Raw genomic sequence first — 21,525 nt, forward strand, 5'->3', positions numbered from 1 at the left:
CTTTTATTTTTTTAAGTTATCAACCAAATTTTTTCATGCGCTTTGCAGCCTCATTCAACCAAGGTTGATAATTACAGTGTTTTTGTATCGCTTGATAAATTCCGTTGCTATTCGGATCTTTTGGATCAAGTTCATAGATTAATGAATTAATAAATCCGTTTTTTATCGATTGACTTTTGATGTTTTCCAATAAAGTATCTGGGGAAAGACCTTGATATAATTTTTCTTGTAAGTTTGTTAAGACAATATTACGGTAACTCTGATACGTTCTATAATCCTCGTCATTATCTAAATCAATTTCGTCTAATTCTGTCAAAAAATTAACGGGTAATTGTTGTGAAGCAGGATTGTAGTAAGTGTACGAATCCTTGTATATGTACAACAAATTGATAAAATCGTAATTTAAATTCGTTTTTTCTGTTTTGATGAACGAAGAATTAACTTCTAATTTTTCTAAATTTTCGAAAACTTTTTGATGAAACTTTTTGATTTGATTTTTGAAATCTGGCGGAGCAAGTTTAAATAATTCGGTATGTTCAGTTAAGAATTTATCCGTTTTAAAACTTTTGTCAACCAAATAATTGTTTCGATTTTTTCCTATTCCAGAGAATTTGAAATTATTCTCCAAATGTTTTAAATCTGTATTTAGAATCAAACTATCACCTGGAATCAAATAAATTGTAAACTCTTCGCGCTCGATAGAAAGTGTTTTGTAGCCTTCGTCAACTAACTGAAGAGTATCCGAAAAGTTTCCATCAAAATCTAAAGCAAAAGCTTTTTCACGATTATTCAATAATAGATAAATGCTATCTGTTTGCGCATTTGCGATTCGTCCACTAAAGTAGACAAGTTCACCTTTTTCTTTTTTAGGCGAACAACTGTAAATTGTAATTAAAAGTAGTAGGAGAAATCTCCACAACGTCTTCATTTTCATTTTTCTCTCTGCCTCACAAAAGTAGAAAATTATTCTTCGTTTTGATGAATTTCGAAGTAAGAATCTATCTTAAAATTTTCTGGTTTATTTGCTGCCGCAACCGCCAATTTATCAGCTTCTTCGTTCCAATGATGTCCAGCATGACCTTTTATCCATTGAAATTTTACGCGATGAATTTTATAAACCTCTAAAAATCTTTTCCACAAATCAGCATTCTTCTTTCCTTTGAAATTCTTTTGCACCCAACCAAAAACCCAACGTTTTTCCACAGCATCTACCACATATTTAGAATCCGTCACAATAGTAATCTCCGTGTTGGTGAACTTTAGCGTTTCCAAAGCCGTAATAACTGCCAACAATTCCATTCGATTATTGGTTGTTAGTCGAAAACCTTGAGAAATTTCTTTTTTGACTTTTTTCTCGGTTTCCAACAAAATACAACCAAATCCTCCTGGACCAGGATTTCCCAACGACGAACCGTCTGTATATGCTACAATCGCCATGTTTTATGGTTTGTAATTTAACATTGTATCAATTGTTTGACGCGCAACAAAATGATAATTTGGACGCGCATCTTTATAAATATTCTTCGCTAAATCCAATTGATTAGATTCTTTTAAAGCTAAATATAAAGGCTCTAAAAATTTACGACGACCAACATTTACCAAGAATTCTTTTGCATTTGTGTTGACTTTATCGTAATGCATTAAAAATGCTTTTTCGTACCAAGCACATTCAATTTCTGGATTTTTTGAATTTGTAAAATCATAAATAGCATCCAAATAAGCTAAATCTTCTTTCGTGTTTTTAGTCGTATCAATTTGACGAATAAAATGAACCCATTCGTTTGTAGATTTCGTAGATATCGCCACTTTTTTCGGAGCAACTTTATTTCGCCCGTTTTTAATATCTTGCTGTAACTGTGCTTCTGCTAAATCGAATAATTTTGAAGTAGGTTTTTTCAAATCTTTTGGCCAACCTGTGTTATAAATCCATTCTTGAACAAAAGAATCGTCTCCATTTGTCAAATTAGTTTTCAAATACTCCACAAATTTTTCTGTCGTCATCGTTTGGAAAGCGTGCGAAGAAAAATATTGATTCAAGAATTTATCAAATTTTTTACGACCATATTTATCTTCTAACATTTTCAAAAATAAATAACCTTTATCGTACGGAACATCAGAAAAAGCATCATCAGGATTTGCACCTTTCATGTTCACTTTTAATGAAGTATATTTTTCTGGAATATTTTTCATCGACGTTTCCAAATCTTGAAAACCGATTACCGAAATCATATCTGCATAATCTTTTCCTTCTAATTCTTCCATAATTCTACGTTCGAAATAAACTGTAAATCCTTCATTTACCCAGAAATCATCCCAAGTAGAATTCGTTACTAAATTTCCAGACCAAGAATGCGCCAATTCGTGTGCAATCAAATTCGTCATCGAACGATCACCTACAATTGCAGTTGGTGTTGCGAATGTTAAACGCGGATTTTCCATTCCACCAAAAGGAAACGAAGGCGGTAAAACCAATACATCAAATTGTTCCCAAGGATATTTTCCGTACAATTTCTCGGCAGCCGTTACCATTTTTCCCATGTCGGCAAATTCCCACGCAGCAGCTTTCAATAAGCCAGGTTCTGCATAAACTCCCGTTCTGTTATCGATTGGTTGATATTGTACATCACCAACAGCCAAAGCAATCAAATAAGGTGCAATTGGTTGAGGCATTTTGAACGTGTAAACACCTTCTGCATTTTTCTCTTTCGGATTGATTGCACTCATCAAAGGCAACAAATCTTTTGGCGTTTTTACTTTTGCATCATACGTTAAGCGAACACTTGGTGTATCCTGAATTGGAATCCAAGAACGCGTTAAAATCGCTTGTCCTTGCGACAATAAAAACGTATGCTTTTTATCGTGAGTTTGTTGTGCATTTAACCATTGTAAGGCATTTGCGTCTGGAGAAGTTTTGTAGAAAACTTTTACAATTGTATCATTTGGCGTAACATCAATGATTAAGGCTTGACCTTTAATAGAATCTTTTTCACCTAATTTGTATGTTGTTTTTTTTCCATTCGCTAATAAAACTGAATCAATTATTAGTTTTTCGGTATCTAAAATCAATTGTTTTGCTTGATTATTTTCGAATGTATAAGCCGCCGAACCTTTGATTTGATGCTTATCGAAATCAGTTTCGATATCTAAACTCAAATGTTTGATGCGAGTTTTATCTAAATCAGCAAAAGTTTGATTATCCTTTGCTTCAGTTTCTGTGGTAGAAGTGATTTGTTTATTGCAACTAACCGCCGTTAAAGCCGTTCCTAATGCGATATAAACTAAATTTTTCATTGTTCTAAATCTTTTAAAATCATGTTGTAAGCAGCTTCTTTCAGCGCCACTTTATCGTTTTTTACATTCAAATCTTTCGTTTCGAAAGTCGCCAATAATCGAACTTTTATTTTCCCTGGATATCCTCGAAACCAATTGAATGGAAACATTTTATTAACACCGTGAATCGCCAAAACAGCCAAAGGTGTTTGTGTTTCAATCGCAATGTTAAACGCTCCATCTTTGAAAGGATCCAAATAAATTTTGAATTCTTTGTCGTTTGTAACGCCGCCTTCAGGAAAAATAAAAATACTCAGATTTTTGTCTAACTTTTTCTTTGCTTCGGGATAAACAAGTGCTTTACTACGTGCACTTTTTCGGTCGACAGGGATACAAATTCGTTCGAATATTCGTCCAAAGATAGGGATTTTAAGCAATTCTGCCTTGCCTACAAATACGATTGGATGATGTTTTAGAATAGTCAACATCAACATAATATCCATCACCGAAGTATGATTAGCTATAAAAACATAATTTTCTTTTGGATCGAGTGGAACAAGTTTTTTGTAATCTATTCTAAATCCTGTTCCATACAAAACAAATTTTCCCCAATATCTTATAAATGGGTAGATGTAAGGAAATGTTTTATCGAAGTTTGCTAAAGGTAATACGATAAAAACACCAATTGTTAGGACATAAATTGCGGCTAATAAAATCATCCAAATGCGCCAAATAAGGACGAAGAAACCTGTGATGTATTTCATTGAGTTGGTTTAGTTGGGTAAAGATATGGAGAAAATGAAAACTAAACCTATGTTCCTATTTTTTCAAAAACTTCAAAATGGCTTCATTTAATACTTTTGGTTGCTCGAAAGGAACATAATGTGTCGAATTTGGAATAATCAATAACTCTGCTTTTGAAATATTTTGTTGAATTTCTTTAGTATGACTCTCTTTTACTTCATCTTTTTCTGCAGCAATGACCAATACAGGATTTTGAATTTTATTTAATTCTAGTTTAGTAATTTTTGGTTCATTTAACATCAATTTGATTAAGCGTAAATTCGTATTTTCTGAAGATCTATTTACTAAACTTTTCAAATTCTCAATCAGTTCTTCGCTTACTCCATTTGGATTAAGAACTGCTCCAATTGTTATAATTTTATTAACTAATTCAGGATGTTGAGTATTGATAATTAAAGCTGTGTTTGCACCATCACTCCAACCAACAAGATTTACTTTCTTTAGATTAAGTTTTTGTATCACTTGAAGTAAATCGTTTGAAAATTCTTCATAAGTGTAAGGTGTATTTGTCAAATCTGTACTTCTCCCTTGTCCGCGCGTATCAAGAACAATTACTCGATAATGCTTGGCAAAAAATGGAATTTGTTGATAAAAATCTTCTATACTTCCGTTATTTCCATGTAAAAAAATCAAAGGCTCACCTTGTCCATATTCTTCATAATAAATCTTTGCATCGTTTATGTCAATATATTTTCCTAACTTATTTTTTCCATAAATCAACTTTTTAGCATTCTCTTTATGTTGATAATATGAAATTAATTCTTTTGTTTTTGTATCAATTTCTTCAGGCTTTTCCTCATTTATAGTCAATTTATCTTTTGAATATAAAAGATCTAAGTTGGCGATAAAAACGCCTTCGGAAGCTTCCCAATTACCTTGACTTTGATACCTAAACAATAAATCTTTTGCTAAAGATTTTTTAGCCGAAACACCAAAAACAAAATCTTCTTGATCTAATTTTTTATAACCAACTAATTGTAGTGTTGCAGCAATTTGATCAACATTTTTGAATCGAAATTTATAAGGTGTTAAATTAATTTTTTGCCATCCTGTTGTAGAAGTTTTATAAATAATGTTTTTATCTAAAATGGATTCTACGGGTAACCCATTTTTGACCGAATAAATATTAACTTTCAGCGTTATTTCTTCAAATTTAGAACTTGGAATAATATGAAAATTAAACGCATTCAGTTTTGTAGTTGGGTAAATTTCAAAAATATTTCCTTGTTCAATTGTAGGTACATTTTCATCAAACATTTTAGAAAAAGTAAGCATCGGACGAGTTTTTTGTCCAATAATTTTCTCTTTCATTTTTTCTGTTTTCAGTGTCACCTCTGACAATGAAATTGATTTTTCAGTTAATATAACAACAGAACTTTGTTGAATATCATGAACCGATTTTGAAGTTAAATTATAACCTGACGCATCAAAAACTAAATGAGTTTTAGTTAAATTTTCGGGAATTTCGATAGAAAATTGACCATTTTCATCTGTAATTGCTCCAACTTCTGAATTTTCTATTCCAATAGAACAGTATGAAATTGGCAAATTATTACTGTCTTTTACAGTTCCTTTCACTTGAATTTGGGCTTGAACGATTGTACAAATACTTAAAATTAATCCAAAAAAATAGTTGCTCATGACTTTGTTGTTTGCTATATGACGCATTGTTTTTAAAAAGGTTACATTAATCGTTTATTAATTATTTCATAAAATTTTCATCTAAAACGTTATCGTAATAATATTGGTTTTGAGATGAGCATGAAATGATTAAATTTGTTAAGGAAAGAATACTAAAAATATTATGGCTTTAAATACAATCAATCCAACAACTACGAATGCTTGGAATGCGTTAGAGAAACATTTTCAAACGATTCAACATACGTCAATCAAAGAATTATTTGCTCAAAATGCAAATCGTTTTGAAGAATTTTCGATTCAATATCCTTCATTATTAGTGGATTATTCGAAAAATAGAATTAATGAAGAAACGATTCAACTTTTGGTTGATTTAGCGAAAGAAATGGATGTTGATACAGCAATTCAGCAAATGTTTGAAGGAGATGTCATTAACGTTACTGAAAAACGTGCTGTTCTACATACAGCTTTACGCAATCGCTCTAATGAAGAAGTTTTGGTTGACGGAAAAGATGTGATGCCTCAAATTAATGAGGTGTTAGATCAGATGAAATCTTTTTCGGAGAAAGTAATTTCGGGTGAATGGAAAGGTTTTTCAGGAAAAGAAATTACAGACGTTGTCAACATTGGAATTGGAGGTTCTGACCTTGGACCTGTGATGGTGACGGAAGCATTGAAACATTATAAAACTCGTTTGAATATTCATTTTGTTTCGAATATTGATGGAACGCATTTAGCAGAAACTTTTAAAGAAATAAATCCAGAAACAACCTTATTTATTGTTGCTTCAAAAACATTTACAACGCAAGAAACGATGACAAATGCGTTTTCGGCAAAAGAGTGGTTTTTGAATTCTGATGCGCAAGAAGCTGATGTAGCGAAACATTTTGTGGCGTTATCGACAAATGCAGAAGGCGTTGCAAATTTCGGAATTGATACAGCAAATATGTTCCAATTTTGGGATTGGGTTGGCGGTCGTTATTCGTTGTGGAGCGCGATTGGTTTGAGCATTGCTTTGGCAGTTGGTTTCGATAATTTCGAAGAATTGTTAGAGGGAGCGCATGAAATGGATGTGCATTTCAAGACAGAAACTTTAGATCAAAATATACCAGTTGTTTTAGCGCTTTTAGGAATTTGGTACAACAATTTCTTTGGTGCAGATTCGGTTGCTTTGCTACCTTATGAACAATATTTATCGCGCTTTGCAGTATATTTTCAGCAAGGAGATATGGAAAGTAATGGTAAATATGTTGGTCGTGATGGAAAAAAAGTAGATTATGAAACGGGACCAATTATTTGGGGAGAACCAGGAACAAATGGACAACATGCTTTTTATCAATTAATTCATCAAGGAACAAAATTAATTCCAGCCGATTTTATTGCAGGAGCTAATTCGTTGAATGTTTTAGGCGACCATCATGCAAAATTATTATCAAACTTTTTTGCTCAAACAGAAGCTTTAGCTTTTGGAAAAGATGAAGAAACGGTTGTTGCTGAATTAGAAAAAGCAGGGAAATCGAAAGAAGAAATTGATTTCTTAACTGCTTTCAAAATTTTTGAAGGAAATCGTCCTACAAACTCAATTTTATATCAAGTATTGACTCCAAAAGTTTTAGGAAATTTAATTGCGATGTACGAACACAAAATTTTTGTGCAAGGTGTTATTTGGAATATTTTCTCTTTTGATCAATGGGGAGTAGAGTTAGGAAAACAATTAGCAAATGTGATTTTACCAGAGTTAGAAAATGATGAACAAGTTACTTCTCATGATGCTTCTACAAATGGATTAATCAATGCTTATAAATATTGGAGAAAATAATTTATCAATACAATTACTAAAAAATCCGCTCAATGAGCGGATTTTTTTATGAATTTTTGTGACCAGTTTCTTTTAAAAATAAGGTTAGAATAATGGCAATAAATATTCCAATGATCCAAAACCAAATTGCTTGATGATAATGTACAGTTTTATCTGTAACATTTACAATTTCGTTTCCATATAATTTAGCAAAAACAGGATTAACTAGAGAAGTTACACCAAATGTCAAAAAGTTTTGAACTCCAGTTGCAGAGCCTTTTACATAATCTGGATTAGCTTCTTTGATAACCGAATATGGGATCATTGCGACTCCAGAGAAAAGCCCAAAAATGAAAAATGTAACTTTTATTGGAATTAAATCTGAAAGATAAATGAGTTGTAAAAACATCAGGATCATTCCGATACAACCAAAAAGAATAACAGATTTTCTTTTTCCTATTTTATCCGTTATATAACCCATTAATGGACATCCAACTACCCAGCCTAGTGACGCCATAGCAGCAGTCATAGCAGCATTGTGAGCATCAAAACCTAAGTCTAATTTGAAAAAAGGAACAGCCCAAGTCATGGCAAAAATTGTTGTCGGTATAAATAATAATCCAGAAATAATACCAGTTAACCAAGAATTTGGATTGCTGAAAATAATTTTGAAAGGTTCAATAAAAGAGGTTTGTTTACTTTTTTCGATCTCTTCTTCAGACGATTTTGGAGTTATGAACAGCATTGCTACAGCTGGAATTATACATAAAACTCCAGCAATTATCCAAAATGTTTTATATCCAAAACCATTTTCTAATAATGGCGCAACCACAAATTGTCCTGCCGCTCCTCCAAGCATTCCTATACATTGAGAGAAGCCTATTGCTGTTGCTAAAGATTTTGATGAGAATCCTTTGGTTGCTAAATAGACACAACCAGGAAAAGCAAATGCGCTACCTGCTCCTTGTAATAATCTGCCTGTTGTTCCAGCAAATTGGGAGGAAACAATAAATAAAATACATCCTATTCCGAGTATAAAACACCCTGCAAACATCGAATATCTTGCACCAAATTTGTCTAAACATATTCCAGCAATTAAAGCGAATATCGAATAAGAGTAATAATATGTTCCAATGAGAGAAACTAAATTTTCTTTAGAAATGTTGTAATTCTGAGCCAAATCTGTGATCATTAATGAAGGCGCAGAACGAGTTGCGTAATCAATGAAATAAAAGATTAAGCCTAAAACCCATGCAATGATGAAAAGTTTTTTACTTGATTGTGTGATAGATGATGGTTGATTCATTATAAATCTTTTAAATGTTTATAATTGGATTTAATCGTTTCCATTACCTCATTCATTTTTCCACCTAACATTAGTTTCGCCATAGATTTTGTCATTCCAATCATTTGATCAAGATCTACTTTTGGAGGCATTGCTAAAGCGTTTGGATTTGTAAATACATTTAATAAATACGGTCCATTATGCGCAAAAGCTCTTCCGATTGCATCAGGTAAATCATCAGGATTTTTAACCGATTCGCTTTCTATTCCCATTGCTTTTCCAATCAAAGTAAAGTCAGGATTTTCCATATCTGTTTCATTGTCAGGTAAACCAGCAACTTCCATTTCCAATTTGACCATTCCTAATGTTCTATTATTAAAAATAATTAGTTTAACAGGTAGATTATATTGTTTGATGGTTGCTAAATCTCCTAATAACATTGAGATTCCACCATCTCCACACATCGCAATAATTTGTCTATCAGGATATGCCATTTGTGCACCAATCGCTTGAGGCATTGCATTTGCCATAGAACCATGATTAAAAGATCCTAACATTTTCCTTTCCCCCGTACCCGTTATATAACGTGCTCCCCAAACACAACACATTCCTGTATCAACTGTAAAAATAGCATCTTTTGTAGCTAACTCATCTAATAAATAAGCTGCATATTCGGGTTGAATGGCATTTTCTTTTCCTTTTTCATGAACAAATGTCATTTTGCTTTCAAGAACTTTCTTGTACATTTCTAATTGACTATCCAAAAAATCTTTGTCTTGCTTAGGTTCTAATAACTCAATTAATTCGTTAATTGTTTCTTTTGCATTTCCGACTAATCCTAAATCAATTTTAGCTCTTCGTCCAAGTTTAGAGCCATCTGAATCAATTTGAATGATTTTTTTATCTGTTGGAATAAAATCTTTATAAGGAAAATCGGTACCAATCAAAATAATTAAATCAGCTTTGTGCATAGCATGATAAGCAGATGGTTGACCAAGTAATCCTGTCATTCCTATTTCATTTGGATTATTGGGTTGAATACTCATTTTTCCTTTGAACGAATATCCAACTGGAGCATGCAAATGACGAGAAAGTTTTATAACTTCTTCATTTGCTTGAGATGCGCCAATTCCACAGAATAAGGTAATATTATTAGCATCATTTATAATAGAAGCAGCTTCTCTTAATTCAGTTTTATTTGGAGTAATAATAGGTTGATTGAAATAGAAATTCGAGGTATAATTACTTTCAACGGCTTCCATTTCTGCAATATCTCCTGGAAGTCCAATAATTGCAACATCTTTTTTTGAAATAGCATGTTGTATTGCTGTTTGTACCATTCTAGGAACTTGTTCTGCTCGAGTTATAATTTGATTATAACAACTACAATCATCAAAAAGTTTAATAGTATTCGTTTCCTGAAAATAATCTGTACCAAATTCTATTGTAGGCAGAGTAGAGGCAATTACAACTAAAGGAGTTCTTGATTTATGCGCTTCATAAACTCCGTTAATCAAATGTACATGACCAGGACCAGAACTTCCAGCGCAACATCCAATCCCATTCAATTCTGATTCGGCAGTAGCAGCTATTGCTCCAGCTTCTTCATGTCTTACATGAACCCAATCAATTTTGTCACTTTGTTTAACTGCAATATTAAAAAAATTGAGACTATCACCAGTTACTGCATAAACACGTTTTATATTCGCTTTTTCTAGTAATTCTACAATTTGATGTGCTACATTCTTTCCCATAATAAAGTATTTTTTTGATTGTGACTAACAAGTTATGAAATTATAGGATAAAAATGTTTAAAATAAGTGTTAAATATTTGAATATTAAATTGTTGAAAAACAAAAAAGCCTGTTGAAAAACAGGCTTAAAATTAACACATGAGGACAAAATTTACTCTACTAAATCTTATACGTACATGAATATTTCAATATTTGTGCCAAAACTATATTTGACATAAAAAATAATTGCACAATCTATTTAACTGCTTTAATTTTTCCATTCATTGTTGCAAAATGTCCTGGGAAAGAGCATAAAAAATCATAAGTACCTTCTTCTAAGGTAAATTTGATTTGATCATTTTCTTTACCACCTAACAATTTTGTGTGCGCAATAATTTCTGATTGTAATTCTGTCGGAATATAATCTGTCGCCTTAGCAGAAGCCGCTGTATTTGCAAAAGCAGAAGCATCAGAACCTGGTTTTAACAAAATAAAATTATGTCCCATTGCTTCTTTTGACATTTCACCAGCATTCATTAAGATTAAAGTTACTTCTTCACCAGCTTTTACTGTAAATTCAGTTTTATCGTAGCGCATATCATCACTCGCTTTCAAAACAATATGATTGTTTGTAGCAGGCGTAGCTGTAGAAGTTTCAGCATCTTCTGATGGAGCTGTACTATAATCTATTTCTGGTTGAGTTGATTCATCTTTCTTAGAATCTCCGCAGCTCATCATCAAAATTGCCGCGAAACTCATCAAAGCTATTTTTTTCATTATTTCAATTTTTTGTTTGATGTAAAAATAATGAAATTCAGTAACTTAAAAAAATTTACTCAGTCTAAATAGAACTGATTTTAAACAGATAAATTTCTAAGGAATATCCAAATATTTGTGTGTTTGTAAAGAATAACGCCATTTTGGATTTTCTTTTACATATTCCACAATCAATGGAAGGTTTTTGTCGCGTTTGCTCCACTCTGTTTGTAAGAAAAGCGTACAATCTTTTCCAACTCGAGCAGCTTGTTCTTCAGCAAATTGAAAATCGTGATTATTGAACACAATACATTTCAATTCATTTGCAGCTTCGCAAACTTCGTCTAACGGCAACATTAATTTCTTAGGAGAAAGACAAACCCAATCAATTTCTCCGCTCAACGGATAGGCACCCGAAGTTTCAATATGGATTCTTGCACCTTTTTCGTGTAGTTTTTTTGTCAAATAAGTCAAATCCCACATTAAAGGTTCTCCTCCTGTAATGATGATTGTTTTGGCTTGAGAAGTTGCCAAATCCACCAATTCATCCACATTAGTTAAGGGATGCTTTTCAGCATCCCAACTATCTTTTACATCGCACCAATGGCAACCAACATCACAACCTCCTAATCGAATAAAATAAGAAGCCACACCTGTGTACATTCCTTCACCTTGAATTGTGTAAAAATGCTCCATAACAGGCAATAATTTCCCTTCTTGTATCAATTGTTGTTCTTCTGCAGTTGTTGATGCAATGTGTATCATAATTTTATTTTTTGTTGTTGTATGCCAACAATGTGTTTTTTAATAACATAGCGCGTGTCATTGGTCCAACTCCTCCTGGAACTGGCGTTATCCACGATGCTTTTTCTTTTACATTATCAAAATCTACATCACCAGCTAATCTAAATCCTCGTGGATTAGTTTCGTCATCAACGCGTGTAATTCCTACGTCAACGATAACCGCTCCAACTTTTACCATATCAGCTTTTAAGAAACCAGGAACACCTAATGCAGTGATCACAATATCAGCTTCTTTTGTAAATTGTTCTAAATTTTGAGTTTTCGAATGAGTTAATGTTACTGTACTGTTTCCAGGATTTCCGTTTTTACTCATCAAAATACTCATTGGGCGACCAACGATGCGAGAACGACCAATCACAACTGTATGTTTACCAGCTGTATCAATGTTGTAACGCTCTAACATTTCCATAATTCCGTAAGGTGTAGCAGGTAAAAATGTTTCCATTTCTAACGCCATTTTACCAAAATTCATCGGATGAAAACCATCTACATCTTTCTTAGGATCAATTGCATTGATAACCGCTTCTTGATCGATGTGTTTTGGTAATGGCAATTGCACGATAAACCCGTCCAATGTATCATCATTGTTCCATTTTTCAATTTCTGCAATCAAATCTTCTTGAGAAATTGTATCAGGCAAACGTAATTCTGATGACTCGAAACCTACAAAATGACAATCCTTGATTTTATTGTCAACATAGGTCTGAGAAGCACCATTACTTCCTACTAAAATTGCACCCAAATGTGGTACACGAACTCCTTGGTCCTTGTAATTCTGCACCAGCTCCTTGATCTCTTGTTTGATCTCTTTTGCCAGTTTAATACCGTCTAAAATTTGCATTGTTTTGTTGTGTTTGCGCAAAGATACGGACAAATTGGAAAATAAATCATTAAGTTTTGAGTTGATGATTTTCTGATTAAATAGAAAAACCACTTCGTTGTGAAGTGGTTTTAGCATTATTGATATTTTTTCTGCGATTCTTTTAAGTAATTAAAAACTTGTGTTGTGTTCATTTTTTTTAGAATTTATATTAAAAATAAACATGCCAGTTTCGAAATTGAAATAATAATCTTTTTCTCCATTTTTCAATTGAAACCATTCCAACAAACCATTTGTAAGATTAACACCAATCCAATTGATTTGTGAAGTTTTCAGATCGAAAATAAAATTATCATTCGGATTATTTGTGGTGATATAATGTGTTTTGTCGTCCAAAACATATAAAACACCACTTCCTTGAAACGCTTTCATTTTTAAGAATTTTGATTGTAGATTTCCAAAGTTATAACGCAAAACTGCTTTAAATTCTACATTTGGAGGAACTTGTGTTAACAAAGCATTTTGTTTCTTTTCGCGTGATTTACTTGCCCAAAAAGTTATTCCAAGAAGTAGTGCAAATGGAGAAAAAAACAAAATAATGATGATAGTAATGAAAGAATGTTATCCATAGTAGGTTGATTTAGGTTGTGTTAAGATACAAAAAAAAAGCTGTTAGTTTTCTAACAGCTTTTTTGAAATTTTATAAAGTTTGATTTTATTACAAATTACTCATTTTTTCTTCTACAACTTTTCGTTCTTGTACAATCAAATGATCTTCTTCTGTCGGAAATTGAAAAATTCCAGAATTGATGCTTTCAATGCGTTTCAAGACTTCGTAAGATGCTTTTGCTTTTGTAAAATCTTCTCGATTGAGATAAATACGAATCGCTTTCATAAACGTCAAAATATTTTTCTTTTTCAATTCATCTGCCAACAAAAATTGATCGCGTTCTTCGTTTGCTTCCAATAAAGTCGACAAATTATTATCATCAATTTTGTAATACGATTGTAACATTTGATTGAAAATAATCAAAAAACCTTCATCTGCATTTCCAACTTCTAACGAAATGATTCGAGCCAATGTTTTGTTTAATTCTTGAATATATTTTGAAATAAAATCTTGTTTAATCATCTTAATCTAATTTTTTAGACAACTTTTCGAAAGTTTTTTTTGCGTTTTTATCTTCGTATAAAATCTTATGAACAGCGTTGATAATTGGCGCTTTTATTTGGTATTGCTCATTCATAATTGCCACACCTTTTGTCGCATAGTAACCTTCGGCAACCATATTCATCTCCAAAATAGCAGATTTTACGGTGTAACCTTTTCCAATCATATTTCCGAACATTCGATTTCGTGAAAAGAACGAATATCCTGTTACTAACAAATCGCCTAAATAAGCCGAATCGTTAATTTTACGCTTCATTGGACTTGCAGTTTTTAAAATATGATTCATTTCTCGAATCGCATTACTCATCAAAACTGCTTGGAAATTATCTCCATAACCCAAACCATGCGCTATACCTGCTGCAATCGCGTAAATATTTTTCAATACCGCGCCAAATTCAGTTCCGTAAATATCGTTTGAAAGTTTCGTTTTGATAAAATCACATGCTAAACAATCCGCAACAACTTGTGCTTTGTTTTCGTCTTGCGCCGCAATTGTTAAATAAGAAAGACGCTCCAAAGCAACTTCCTCAGCGTGACAAGGACCACTTACAATTCCTAATTGTTCTTCTTTTACATCGAATTTATCAAACAAATATTGTCCAACCAATTGATAATGATCTGGAATAATTCCTTTGATTGATGTTACTACAAATTTATCTGTCAACGGAACAGTTAATTTACTTAAACAATCGGCAACGTAAATAGATGGCACAACCAAAAAGATTATATCCGAATTCATGACAACTTCGTTGATATCCGTTGAAATTTTAAGCTTTTCTGACTTAAATTCGACATCAGTTAAATAATTTGGATTATGTCTATTTCGCTCCAAATATCCTTTTACGTATTCATCTTTTACCCACCAGTTGAAAGTTTCAAGGTTTTTATTCAGCATTTTTGCAATCGCAGTTGCCCAGCTTCCATTCCCTATTAATCCAACTTTACGATTAGATAACTCTATCATAATATATGTATTGAATAGACAAAGTTAATTAATTTGTAGCTTAGGTATTTTGAATTTTACGAAAAGAAACTCAATTTTGTAAAAATTTTAACGACTTTGTATAAAAAGCTTTTTAGTGAGACCATTATCTACGGTATTGGCTCTATATTGCCGAGGGTAATTATTTTAGCATTGAATTTTTTTATTATCAAGCAAGTTGATAATTCAGATTTTGCAATGTTTTCTCAATTATATTCTGCGGTTTCTTTCCTGAATGTCATTTTAACATTTGGTTTCGAGACTGCATTTTTCCGTTATGCAACCGAAGAAGGAATGTATCAAAAAGTGTTGAATACAGCTTTTTGGTTTATGGTGATGAGTTCTACTGCAATGCTCGTTTTAGTTTTTCTTTTTTTACAACCTCTGGCAGATTCTGCAAATTATAGCGATCACCCAGAATATATTTTGTGGTTTGCGTGGATTGCTTTTTTTGATGCAATTTGTGTGATCCCTTTTGCAGTTCTACGTTTTAAAAATCGACCAATATTATATACAACAATTCGCGTAATTCAGAATGTTTTTCAAGCAGTTTTGACAATTGGTTTGTTGTATTATGTTTCGAAAGATTTTATGCTAGGTTTAGGTTTTGATAATGCGATTTCCTATCCTTTTATAGCGAATTTATTAGCGAGTATTTTAGGATTTGTATTATTAATAGGCGTTGTACGTCATGTTCAATTCAAATTTGATCAATCACTTTTCAAACAAATGTTTTTGTACGGTTATCCGATTATGATTGCTGGTTTGGGGTATATTTTAAATGAAAATTTCGATAAATTAGTTCAACGACAATTAATAGATCCAGCAGCAGCGGGTTCTTATGGTGCTTGTTACAAATTAGCAACATTAATGACGCTTTTCGTTACAGCTTATCGAATGGGAATAGAACCATTTTTCTTTAAAGTTGCCAAAAAAGGAGATGCAAAACAGACATACGCGAATATTTTGTTCTTTTTCAGTATCATTTGTAATATTGTAATTCTTGGAATTTTAGCAAATATTGACTGGATTAAGAAAATATTTGTTCCAAATTCAACGTATTGGAATGCTTTAGATATTGTCCCAATTATTTTAATTGCGAATTTATTTTTCGGAATTTATTATAACCTTTCAACATGGTACAAAGTAACGGATAGAACAAGTATCGGAACTATAATTTCATTGGTTGGTGGTGCGATTACTATTATTTTGAATGTTTTTTTATTGCCAAAATATGGTTTTATGGTTTCTGCCTGGACAACTTTATTGGCGTATGGTGTAATGATGGTGATTTCGTACATTTGGGGTCAGAAAGTTTATCCGATTCCGTATAAAGTCAATAAAATTGTACTTTACATGGGAATTGCAATTGCTTTAGCATGTACAAATTATTACATTCTCGATTCTAATTTGATTATTGGTAATCTGATTCTTATCGTGTACATTGCGTTTATTGCGTTTGCGGAAAAAAATACACTTAAAAAACTAAGAAAATAAAGATGAAAGTAAAAGTTATCAACATCTCGAAACACGCTTTACCAGAATATAAAACAGCTTTATCGGCTGGAATGGATTTAACAGCTAACATTGATGCACCAATCGAATTAAAACCTTTGGAAAGAAGATTAATTCCAACAGGATTGAGCATCGAATTACCAGCAGGTTACGAAGCACAAGTTCGTCCTCGTAGTGGAATGGCGTTAAAATATGGTTTAACTTGTTTGAATTCTCCTGGAACAATTGATGCAGATTATCGTGGAGAAATCGGTGTTATTTTAGCTAATGTTTCAAACGAAGCCGTTACAATCAACGATGGGGAGCGTATTGCACAATTAGTGATCGCGAAACACGAAACGGTTGAGTGGGAAGAATCTAACGCTTTAAATGAAACTGAACGCGGAGCTGGAGGTTTCGGAAGTACAGGAAAACAATAATTTTTTTGTCATTCTGAGCTTGTCGAAGAATCTAAAAAAGAAGTAATTCAATTATAAAATATCAATCTAACAAAAAATATTTTTAGAAATAAAATGAAAATTATTATCCCAATGGCAGGACGTGGTTCACGTTTACGCCCTCATACATTAACAACACCAAAACCATTAATTCCAATTGCAGGAAAACCAATCGTGCATCGTTTGGTAGAAGATATTGCGAAGGTTTGTTCAGAAAAAATTGACGAAATTGCTTTTGTAATTGGTGATTTTGGAGCTGAGGTTGAAGCTGATTTAATTGCAATTGCAGAAAAATTAGGAGCAAAAGGAACAATTTGTCATCAATTGGAGCCGCTTGGAACAGCGCATTCTATTTGGATGGCAAAAGAAGCTTTGGATGGACCAACGGTTGTGGCGTATGCAGACACATTATTTCGTGCAGATTTCAAATTAGATATGGAATCGGATGGCGTTGTTTGGGTAAAACAGGTCGATAATCCTTCGGCTTTTGGCGTTGTGAAATTAGATGATAACAGTGTTATTACAGATTTCGTTGAAAAACCAAAAGAATTTGTTTCGGATTTGGCGATTATTGGGATTTACTTTTTCCGTGATGGACAAAAGTTATATAAAGAAATTGAATATTTATTAGAAAATGATATTCAAAAAGGTGGAGAATATCAATTGACAGATGCATTAGAAAATATGCGTGCTGCAGGTGATAAATTTACGCTTGGAAAAGTGGACGAATGGATGGATTGTGGTAATAAAGCGGTTACAGTTGACACCAATACACGTGTGTTGAATCTGGATAAAGAAGATTTCAAAACGATTCATTCTTCTGCAAAAATTGACAATTCATTAATCATTGAACCATGTTTTATTGGAGAAAATGTCGTGATTAAAAATTCGAAAATCGGACCTTTTGTTTCATTAGGAAATGGAACGGTTGTTGAAAACTCGAATATTGATAACAGTTTGATTCAAGAAAATTCAATCATCAGTAATGCAAATCTTACAGATACAATGATCGGAAACAATGCCAAATATTATGGTGTTTCGCGAAGTATCAGTTTAGGAGATTATTCAGAATTGGATTTCAAATCACACAAAGCATAAAAATTATGATTAAAAAATTAACGTATATCTTTTGTTTAGGGGTTCTTGCAACAGCTTGTAACACTCAGAAAGCAGCAAAAGTAGATAAAGATAATACAGAAGTTGTTTCGGCTTCTTCAAAAATTATTCAGCAAACCTTGTCAAAAAAATCATCATTCAAAGATTTGACGATTAAGGCAAAAGTAACAGCAGATTTAGAAGAGATTTCTGGAGATGCAAACGCTACAATTGCTGTGAAAAATGGGCAAAAGATATGGGTTAATGCAACAAAATTTGGATTTACAGGTGCTCGCGCATTGATTACGCCTGATGGTTTTTCAGCTTTTGAAAAGTTAGGTGGAACATATTATGAAGGAGATTTTTCTATTGCAAATAAATTATTGAAAGTTGATTTTGTCGATTATCAAAAATTACAAAATTTGATGTTAGGAAAAGTTTTCGTTGATCTAAATCCAACAGATTATACAGCTACTTTTACAAATAATCAATATACGATTACATATAATAAAAATCAAGCAATTGCGACTTCTCCAAAAGAAGGCGAATATATACAAACATATGTTTTTGATAACGGTTTTCGATTGAAAGAAGCACATCTGAAAGATCCAAAACGAAAAATGGAAGTTGATTTGGCTTATGACAATTGGATAAAAGCTGGAGCAGAGGAATTTCCGAAAAATGTTAAAATTATTATAAAAGAGAAAAAAACGCGTCAAATAGACTTGGAATATAATAGTTTTACGTTTCAGGAAACGAACACACCGTTCTCAATTCCAGATGGGTATAAGAAAAAAGAAATAAAATAATGAAGTTTGTTTTATCAACTGTACTTTTAACGTTGTCATTATCAGTGTTTGCGCAGGTTCCGTACAATAAAGCGAACTTACAAAAACAGAATGCTCAGCTTAAAAAAGAGATTATAAACTTAAACAAACAACTCGAGGTTAATAAGCAAAATTCGAAGTTAAATGTTGATTTTGTACAGAATTTGACGAAAAAAATTCAGGTACAAACAAAATTAGTTAACAACTTATCGAAAGAAAAACGCTTTATCGAGGATGAAATTTATTTAACTCAATTAGAGATTAATAAACTTTCGCGCGAGTTGGTTGAGCTAAAAAAAGACTACAAACAGGTTTTGGTTCGAGCATATAAGAACAAATCTGTTGAAAATAAATTACTTTTTGTTCTTTCTTCTAAAAGTTTGGGAGAAGCATATCGTCGTATCAAATATTTAGAAAAATATTCGGCTTTTCAATTAGGACAAGCAAATGAAATAATTGGTAAACAAACTGATATTCAGACGAAAAAAGCAAAAAAAGAAAAAGCGAAAGACGAAAAAGAAAAAGTACTTTCTCAGCAAACTTTATTTAGTCAAAATCTTGAAAAAGAAAGATTAACAAAAGAGAAAGCGGTCGAAGAATTCCGTAAAAACGAAGGTGTTATTGTTGCTGAAATCAATGCAAAAGAAGCACAACAACGTCAAATTGATGCACAGATTAAAGCAATTATTGAAGAAGAGATTCGACAAGCAAAGATTCGTGCAGAAAAAGATTTAAAAGATTGGAACGAAGCTAAACGAGGAAATACAATTGCATCTTATAATGAGTATTTAAGAGATAACCCAAAAGGAGATTATGCGAAATCAGCTCGTACAGCTATTTTAAGAATTGAGAATGATGCCAAAGCATGGAATATTGCACGTTCAGCGCATACAAAACAAGCGTATCAATCTTATTTAAATCATCATCCAACAGGAAGTTTCGTATCTACAGCAAAAACAGAAGTTGCTAAATTTGAACAATTAGAACGCGAAGCTGAAGCAGAACGTCAACGTATCATTGCACAACGTAAAGCAGAAGAGGAAGCTCGTTTGAAAGCTCAAAAAGAAGAAGATGCTCGTAAAATTGCAGCAGCTAAAGCTGAAGCTGAGCGTAAAGCGAAGATAGAAGCTGAGCAGAAAGTTGTTGTAAAAGTGCCAGAAAAAGAACGTGTTGTAAAAGTAGATGCAGTAAAACCAGCTGAGACTTTTGCAGAACGTCCAGATTCTGAAGGTATTTCGGGAGAATTCTCATCAAACAAAGGTCGTCTACCTTGGCCTGTTGATAAAGGAACGGTTGTAAGTAGATTTGGAGCTAATTCTCACCCAGTTTTATCTAATATTACAACGCAAAATAGTGGTGTTGATATTTCAACTTATCGTGGAGCACATGCACGTGCTGTTTACGAAGGAACTGTTCAAGCTGTAATGAGTGTATCTGGAAATGGTAAGTCTGTATTGGTAAGACATGGTTCGTATTATTCAGTTTATACAAACTTATCAAGTGTAAGTGTTTCGAAAGGTGATGATGTAAAACGTGGTCAGTCTTTAGGAATTATCTATACAAGTGGAGATGGAGAAACAATCATGAATTTCCAAGTTTGGAGCGGAACAACAAAACAAAATCCTGCTTCTTGGGTAGCGGGAATGTAATAAATTAATTATATATTTGCATTAAAATCAATTCAGTATGGGATTAGGAGGTAAAGAATGGATCGTAATCGTACTTGTTGTGTTATTATTATTCGGAGGAAAGAAAATTCCTGAATTAATGAAAGGATTAGGTTCTGGATTAAACGAATTCAAGAAAGCAACAAAAGATGATAACAAATCAGAAGCTACTGAAAGTACTTCTGACAAAAAAGAAAATTAAAATATATTTTTAATTAGATAATAGAGCATTGTAGTTGCGTATACAATTACAATGCTTTTATTTTATAAACTAAAACAAAACATGAAATTCACAGATAAAGCTTGGTCTATTTTTAATCAAAGTATCAATGATTATCACAAATATGATGATGTAAATCGTCAAATCGAAAATCCATATAGCGAAGAAGATTTAATCGCTCATTTATTGTACAAAAAAAATTGGATTGATACAGTTCAATGGCATTTAGAAGATATTATTCGTGATCCACAAATTGATCCAGTAGAAGCATTAAGCTTAAAACGTTGGATTGATAAATCAAACCAAGAACGTACAGATATGGTAGAATATGTGGATAGCTGGTTTTTACAACAATATGCGAATGTAGAAGTAAAAGCAGATGCAACTTACAATACAGAATCTCCTGCGTGGGCTGTAGACCGTTTTTCTATTTTATCGCTTAAGGTTTATCACATGAAACAAGAGGTAGAACGTGAGGATGCAACACCGGAGCATAAAGCAGCTTGTCAAGTGAAATTAGATGTTTTGAATCAACAACATCAAGATTTATCAACAGCGATTGAAGAATTGTTGGCTGATTTTGAAGCAGGTAAAAAATACATGAAAGTGTATAAACAAATGAAAATGTATAATGACGAGGATTTGAATCCAGTTCTTTATGCAAACAAGAAATAATTTTCAGAAATATTTGTAACGTCCTGAA

Annotated in this window: 21 protein-coding genes; 8 read left to right on the forward strand and 13 right to left on the reverse strand. The window is 32.5% G+C overall.

What is annotated here, in order from left to right; translation table 11 throughout:
• Positions 1–19 precede the first annotated feature (19 nt).
• Genes B4E59_RS13355 through B4E59_RS13375 form a run of 5 tightly spaced genes read right to left on the reverse strand, consistent with a single transcriptional unit; the run spans position 20 to position 5,715 of the window.
• Positions 20–934 carry a hypothetical protein gene (locus B4E59_RS13355; RefSeq protein ID WP_125349186.1) on the reverse strand — a complete coding sequence of 305 codons (915 nt, stop codon included), beginning with the start codon at positions 932–934 and terminating at the stop codon, positions 20–22.
• Between the two features lie 29 nt (positions 935–963).
• Positions 964–1,437 carry a ribonuclease HI gene (gene rnhA / locus B4E59_RS13360; protein WP_038336544.1) on the reverse strand — a complete coding sequence of 158 codons (474 nt, stop codon included), beginning with the start codon at positions 1,435–1,437 and terminating at the stop codon, positions 964–966.
• A 3-nt stretch (positions 1,438–1,440) separates the two neighbouring features.
• Entirely contained in the window at positions 1,441–3,291 is a 1,851-nt protein-coding gene (locus B4E59_RS13365) for a M1 family metallopeptidase (protein ID WP_291046166.1), read from the reverse strand.
• The gene (locus B4E59_RS13370) at positions 3,288–4,034 is read right to left on the reverse strand and encodes a lysophospholipid acyltransferase family protein (protein WP_286495845.1); all 747 of its coding nucleotides are present in this window, start codon (positions 4,032–4,034) and stop codon (positions 3,288–3,290) included. Before B4E59_RS13370 ends, B4E59_RS13365 begins: the two co-directional genes overlap by 4 nt.
• A 55-nt stretch (positions 4,035–4,089) precedes the next feature.
• Positions 4,090–5,715, reverse strand: coding sequence for an alpha/beta fold hydrolase (locus tag B4E59_RS13375; protein ID WP_291046169.1), 1,626 nt, complete (start codon positions 5,713–5,715; stop codon positions 4,090–4,092).
• A 163-nt stretch (positions 5,716–5,878) separates the two neighbouring features.
• On the opposite strand from B4E59_RS13375, the gene pgi reads away from it, so the two are divergent.
• Entirely contained in the window at positions 5,879–7,531 is a 1,653-nt protein-coding gene (gene pgi / locus B4E59_RS13380; RefSeq protein WP_291053487.1) for a glucose-6-phosphate isomerase, read from the forward strand.
• Between the two features lie 46 nt (positions 7,532–7,577).
• On the opposite strand, the gene B4E59_RS13385 is transcribed toward pgi, so the two are convergent.
• The 8 genes from B4E59_RS13385 to B4E59_RS13420 form a co-directional block, all read right to left on the reverse strand.
• Complete coding sequence (locus tag B4E59_RS13385; protein ID WP_291046173.1) at positions 7,578–8,816, reverse strand: MFS transporter; 1,239 nt, start codon at positions 8,814–8,816, stop codon at positions 7,578–7,580.
• Entirely contained in the window at positions 8,816–10,549 is a 1,734-nt protein-coding gene (locus B4E59_RS13390) for a thiamine pyrophosphate-dependent enzyme (protein ID WP_286495849.1), read from the reverse strand. The genes B4E59_RS13385 and B4E59_RS13390 overlap by 1 nt, the downstream gene beginning before the upstream one ends.
• A gap of 234 nt (positions 10,550–10,783) precedes the next feature.
• Positions 10,784–11,305: a plastocyanin/azurin family copper-binding protein gene (locus tag B4E59_RS13395; protein ID WP_125349193.1), complete on the reverse strand. Its 522-nt coding sequence runs from the start codon at positions 11,303–11,305 to the stop codon at positions 10,784–10,786.
• Positions 11,306–11,401: 96 nt separating this feature from the next.
• Positions 11,402–12,049 (reverse strand): 7-carboxy-7-deazaguanine synthase QueE, encoded by a 648-nt coding sequence (locus B4E59_RS13400; protein WP_052217917.1) that lies wholly within the window; start codon positions 12,047–12,049, stop codon positions 11,402–11,404.
• Positions 12,050–12,053: 4 nt separating this feature from the next.
• Positions 12,054–12,929, reverse strand: a complete 876-nt coding sequence (locus B4E59_RS13405; protein ID WP_125349219.1) for a bifunctional 5,10-methylenetetrahydrofolate dehydrogenase/5,10-methenyltetrahydrofolate cyclohydrolase — start codon at positions 12,927–12,929, stop codon at positions 12,054–12,056.
• Positions 12,930–13,079: 150 nt separating this feature from the next.
• Positions 13,080–13,502: a hypothetical protein gene (locus B4E59_RS13410; RefSeq protein ID WP_286495472.1), complete on the reverse strand. Its 423-nt coding sequence runs from the start codon at positions 13,500–13,502 to the stop codon at positions 13,080–13,082.
• Between the two features lie 124 nt (positions 13,503–13,626).
• The gene (locus B4E59_RS13415) at positions 13,627–14,040 is read right to left on the reverse strand and encodes a hypothetical protein (protein ID WP_038336563.1); all 414 of its coding nucleotides are present in this window, start codon (positions 14,038–14,040) and stop codon (positions 13,627–13,629) included.
• Between the two features lies 1 nt (position 14,041).
• The gene (locus B4E59_RS13420; protein ID WP_038336564.1) at positions 14,042–15,043 is read right to left on the reverse strand and encodes an NAD(P)H-dependent glycerol-3-phosphate dehydrogenase; all 1,002 of its coding nucleotides are present in this window, start codon (positions 15,041–15,043) and stop codon (positions 14,042–14,044) included.
• Between the two features lie 96 nt (positions 15,044–15,139).
• Between B4E59_RS13420 and B4E59_RS13425 the strand changes: the two genes are divergently transcribed.
• The 7 genes from B4E59_RS13425 (at position 15,140) to B4E59_RS13455 (ending at position 21,497) form a co-directional block, all read left to right on the forward strand.
• Positions 15,140–16,558, forward strand: a complete 1,419-nt coding sequence (locus B4E59_RS13425; RefSeq protein ID WP_125349197.1) for a lipopolysaccharide biosynthesis protein — start codon at positions 15,140–15,142, stop codon at positions 16,556–16,558.
• A 2-nt stretch (positions 16,559–16,560) separates the two neighbouring features.
• Positions 16,561–16,995 carry a dUTP diphosphatase gene (gene dut, locus B4E59_RS13430; RefSeq protein ID WP_038336568.1) on the forward strand — a complete coding sequence of 145 codons (435 nt, stop codon included), beginning with the start codon at positions 16,561–16,563 and terminating at the stop codon, positions 16,993–16,995.
• Between the two features lie 93 nt (positions 16,996–17,088).
• The gene (locus tag B4E59_RS13435; protein WP_291046185.1) at positions 17,089–18,111 is read left to right on the forward strand and encodes a sugar nucleotidyltransferase; all 1,023 of its coding nucleotides are present in this window, start codon (positions 17,089–17,091) and stop codon (positions 18,109–18,111) included.
• A gap of 5 nt (positions 18,112–18,116) precedes the next feature.
• Complete coding sequence (gene lolB1, locus B4E59_RS13440; RefSeq protein WP_291046187.1) at positions 18,117–18,917, forward strand: lipoprotein insertase outer membrane protein LolB1; 801 nt, start codon at positions 18,117–18,119, stop codon at positions 18,915–18,917.
• Positions 18,917–20,584, forward strand: a complete 1,668-nt coding sequence (locus B4E59_RS13445) for a murein hydrolase activator EnvC family protein (RefSeq protein WP_286495470.1) — start codon at positions 18,917–18,919, stop codon at positions 20,582–20,584. The genes lolB1 and B4E59_RS13445 overlap by 1 nt, the downstream gene beginning before the upstream one ends.
• A 37-nt stretch (positions 20,585–20,621) precedes the next feature.
• A complete protein-coding gene (gene tatA / locus B4E59_RS13450) occupies positions 20,622–20,804 on the forward strand; it encodes a twin-arginine translocase TatA/TatE family subunit (protein ID WP_038336575.1) in 183 nt (60 codons plus the stop codon).
• 81 nt (positions 20,805–20,885) lie between these two features.
• Positions 20,886–21,497 (forward strand): DUF4254 domain-containing protein, encoded by a 612-nt coding sequence (locus tag B4E59_RS13455; RefSeq protein WP_114998393.1) that lies wholly within the window; start codon positions 20,886–20,888, stop codon positions 21,495–21,497.
• The last annotated feature ends 28 nt before the right edge of the window (positions 21,498–21,525 follow it).

The organism is Empedobacter sp. UBA2044 (assembly GCF_002333005.1).
Taxonomy (GTDB): Bacteria; Bacteroidota; Bacteroidia; order Flavobacteriales; family Weeksellaceae; genus Empedobacter; species Empedobacter falsenii_B.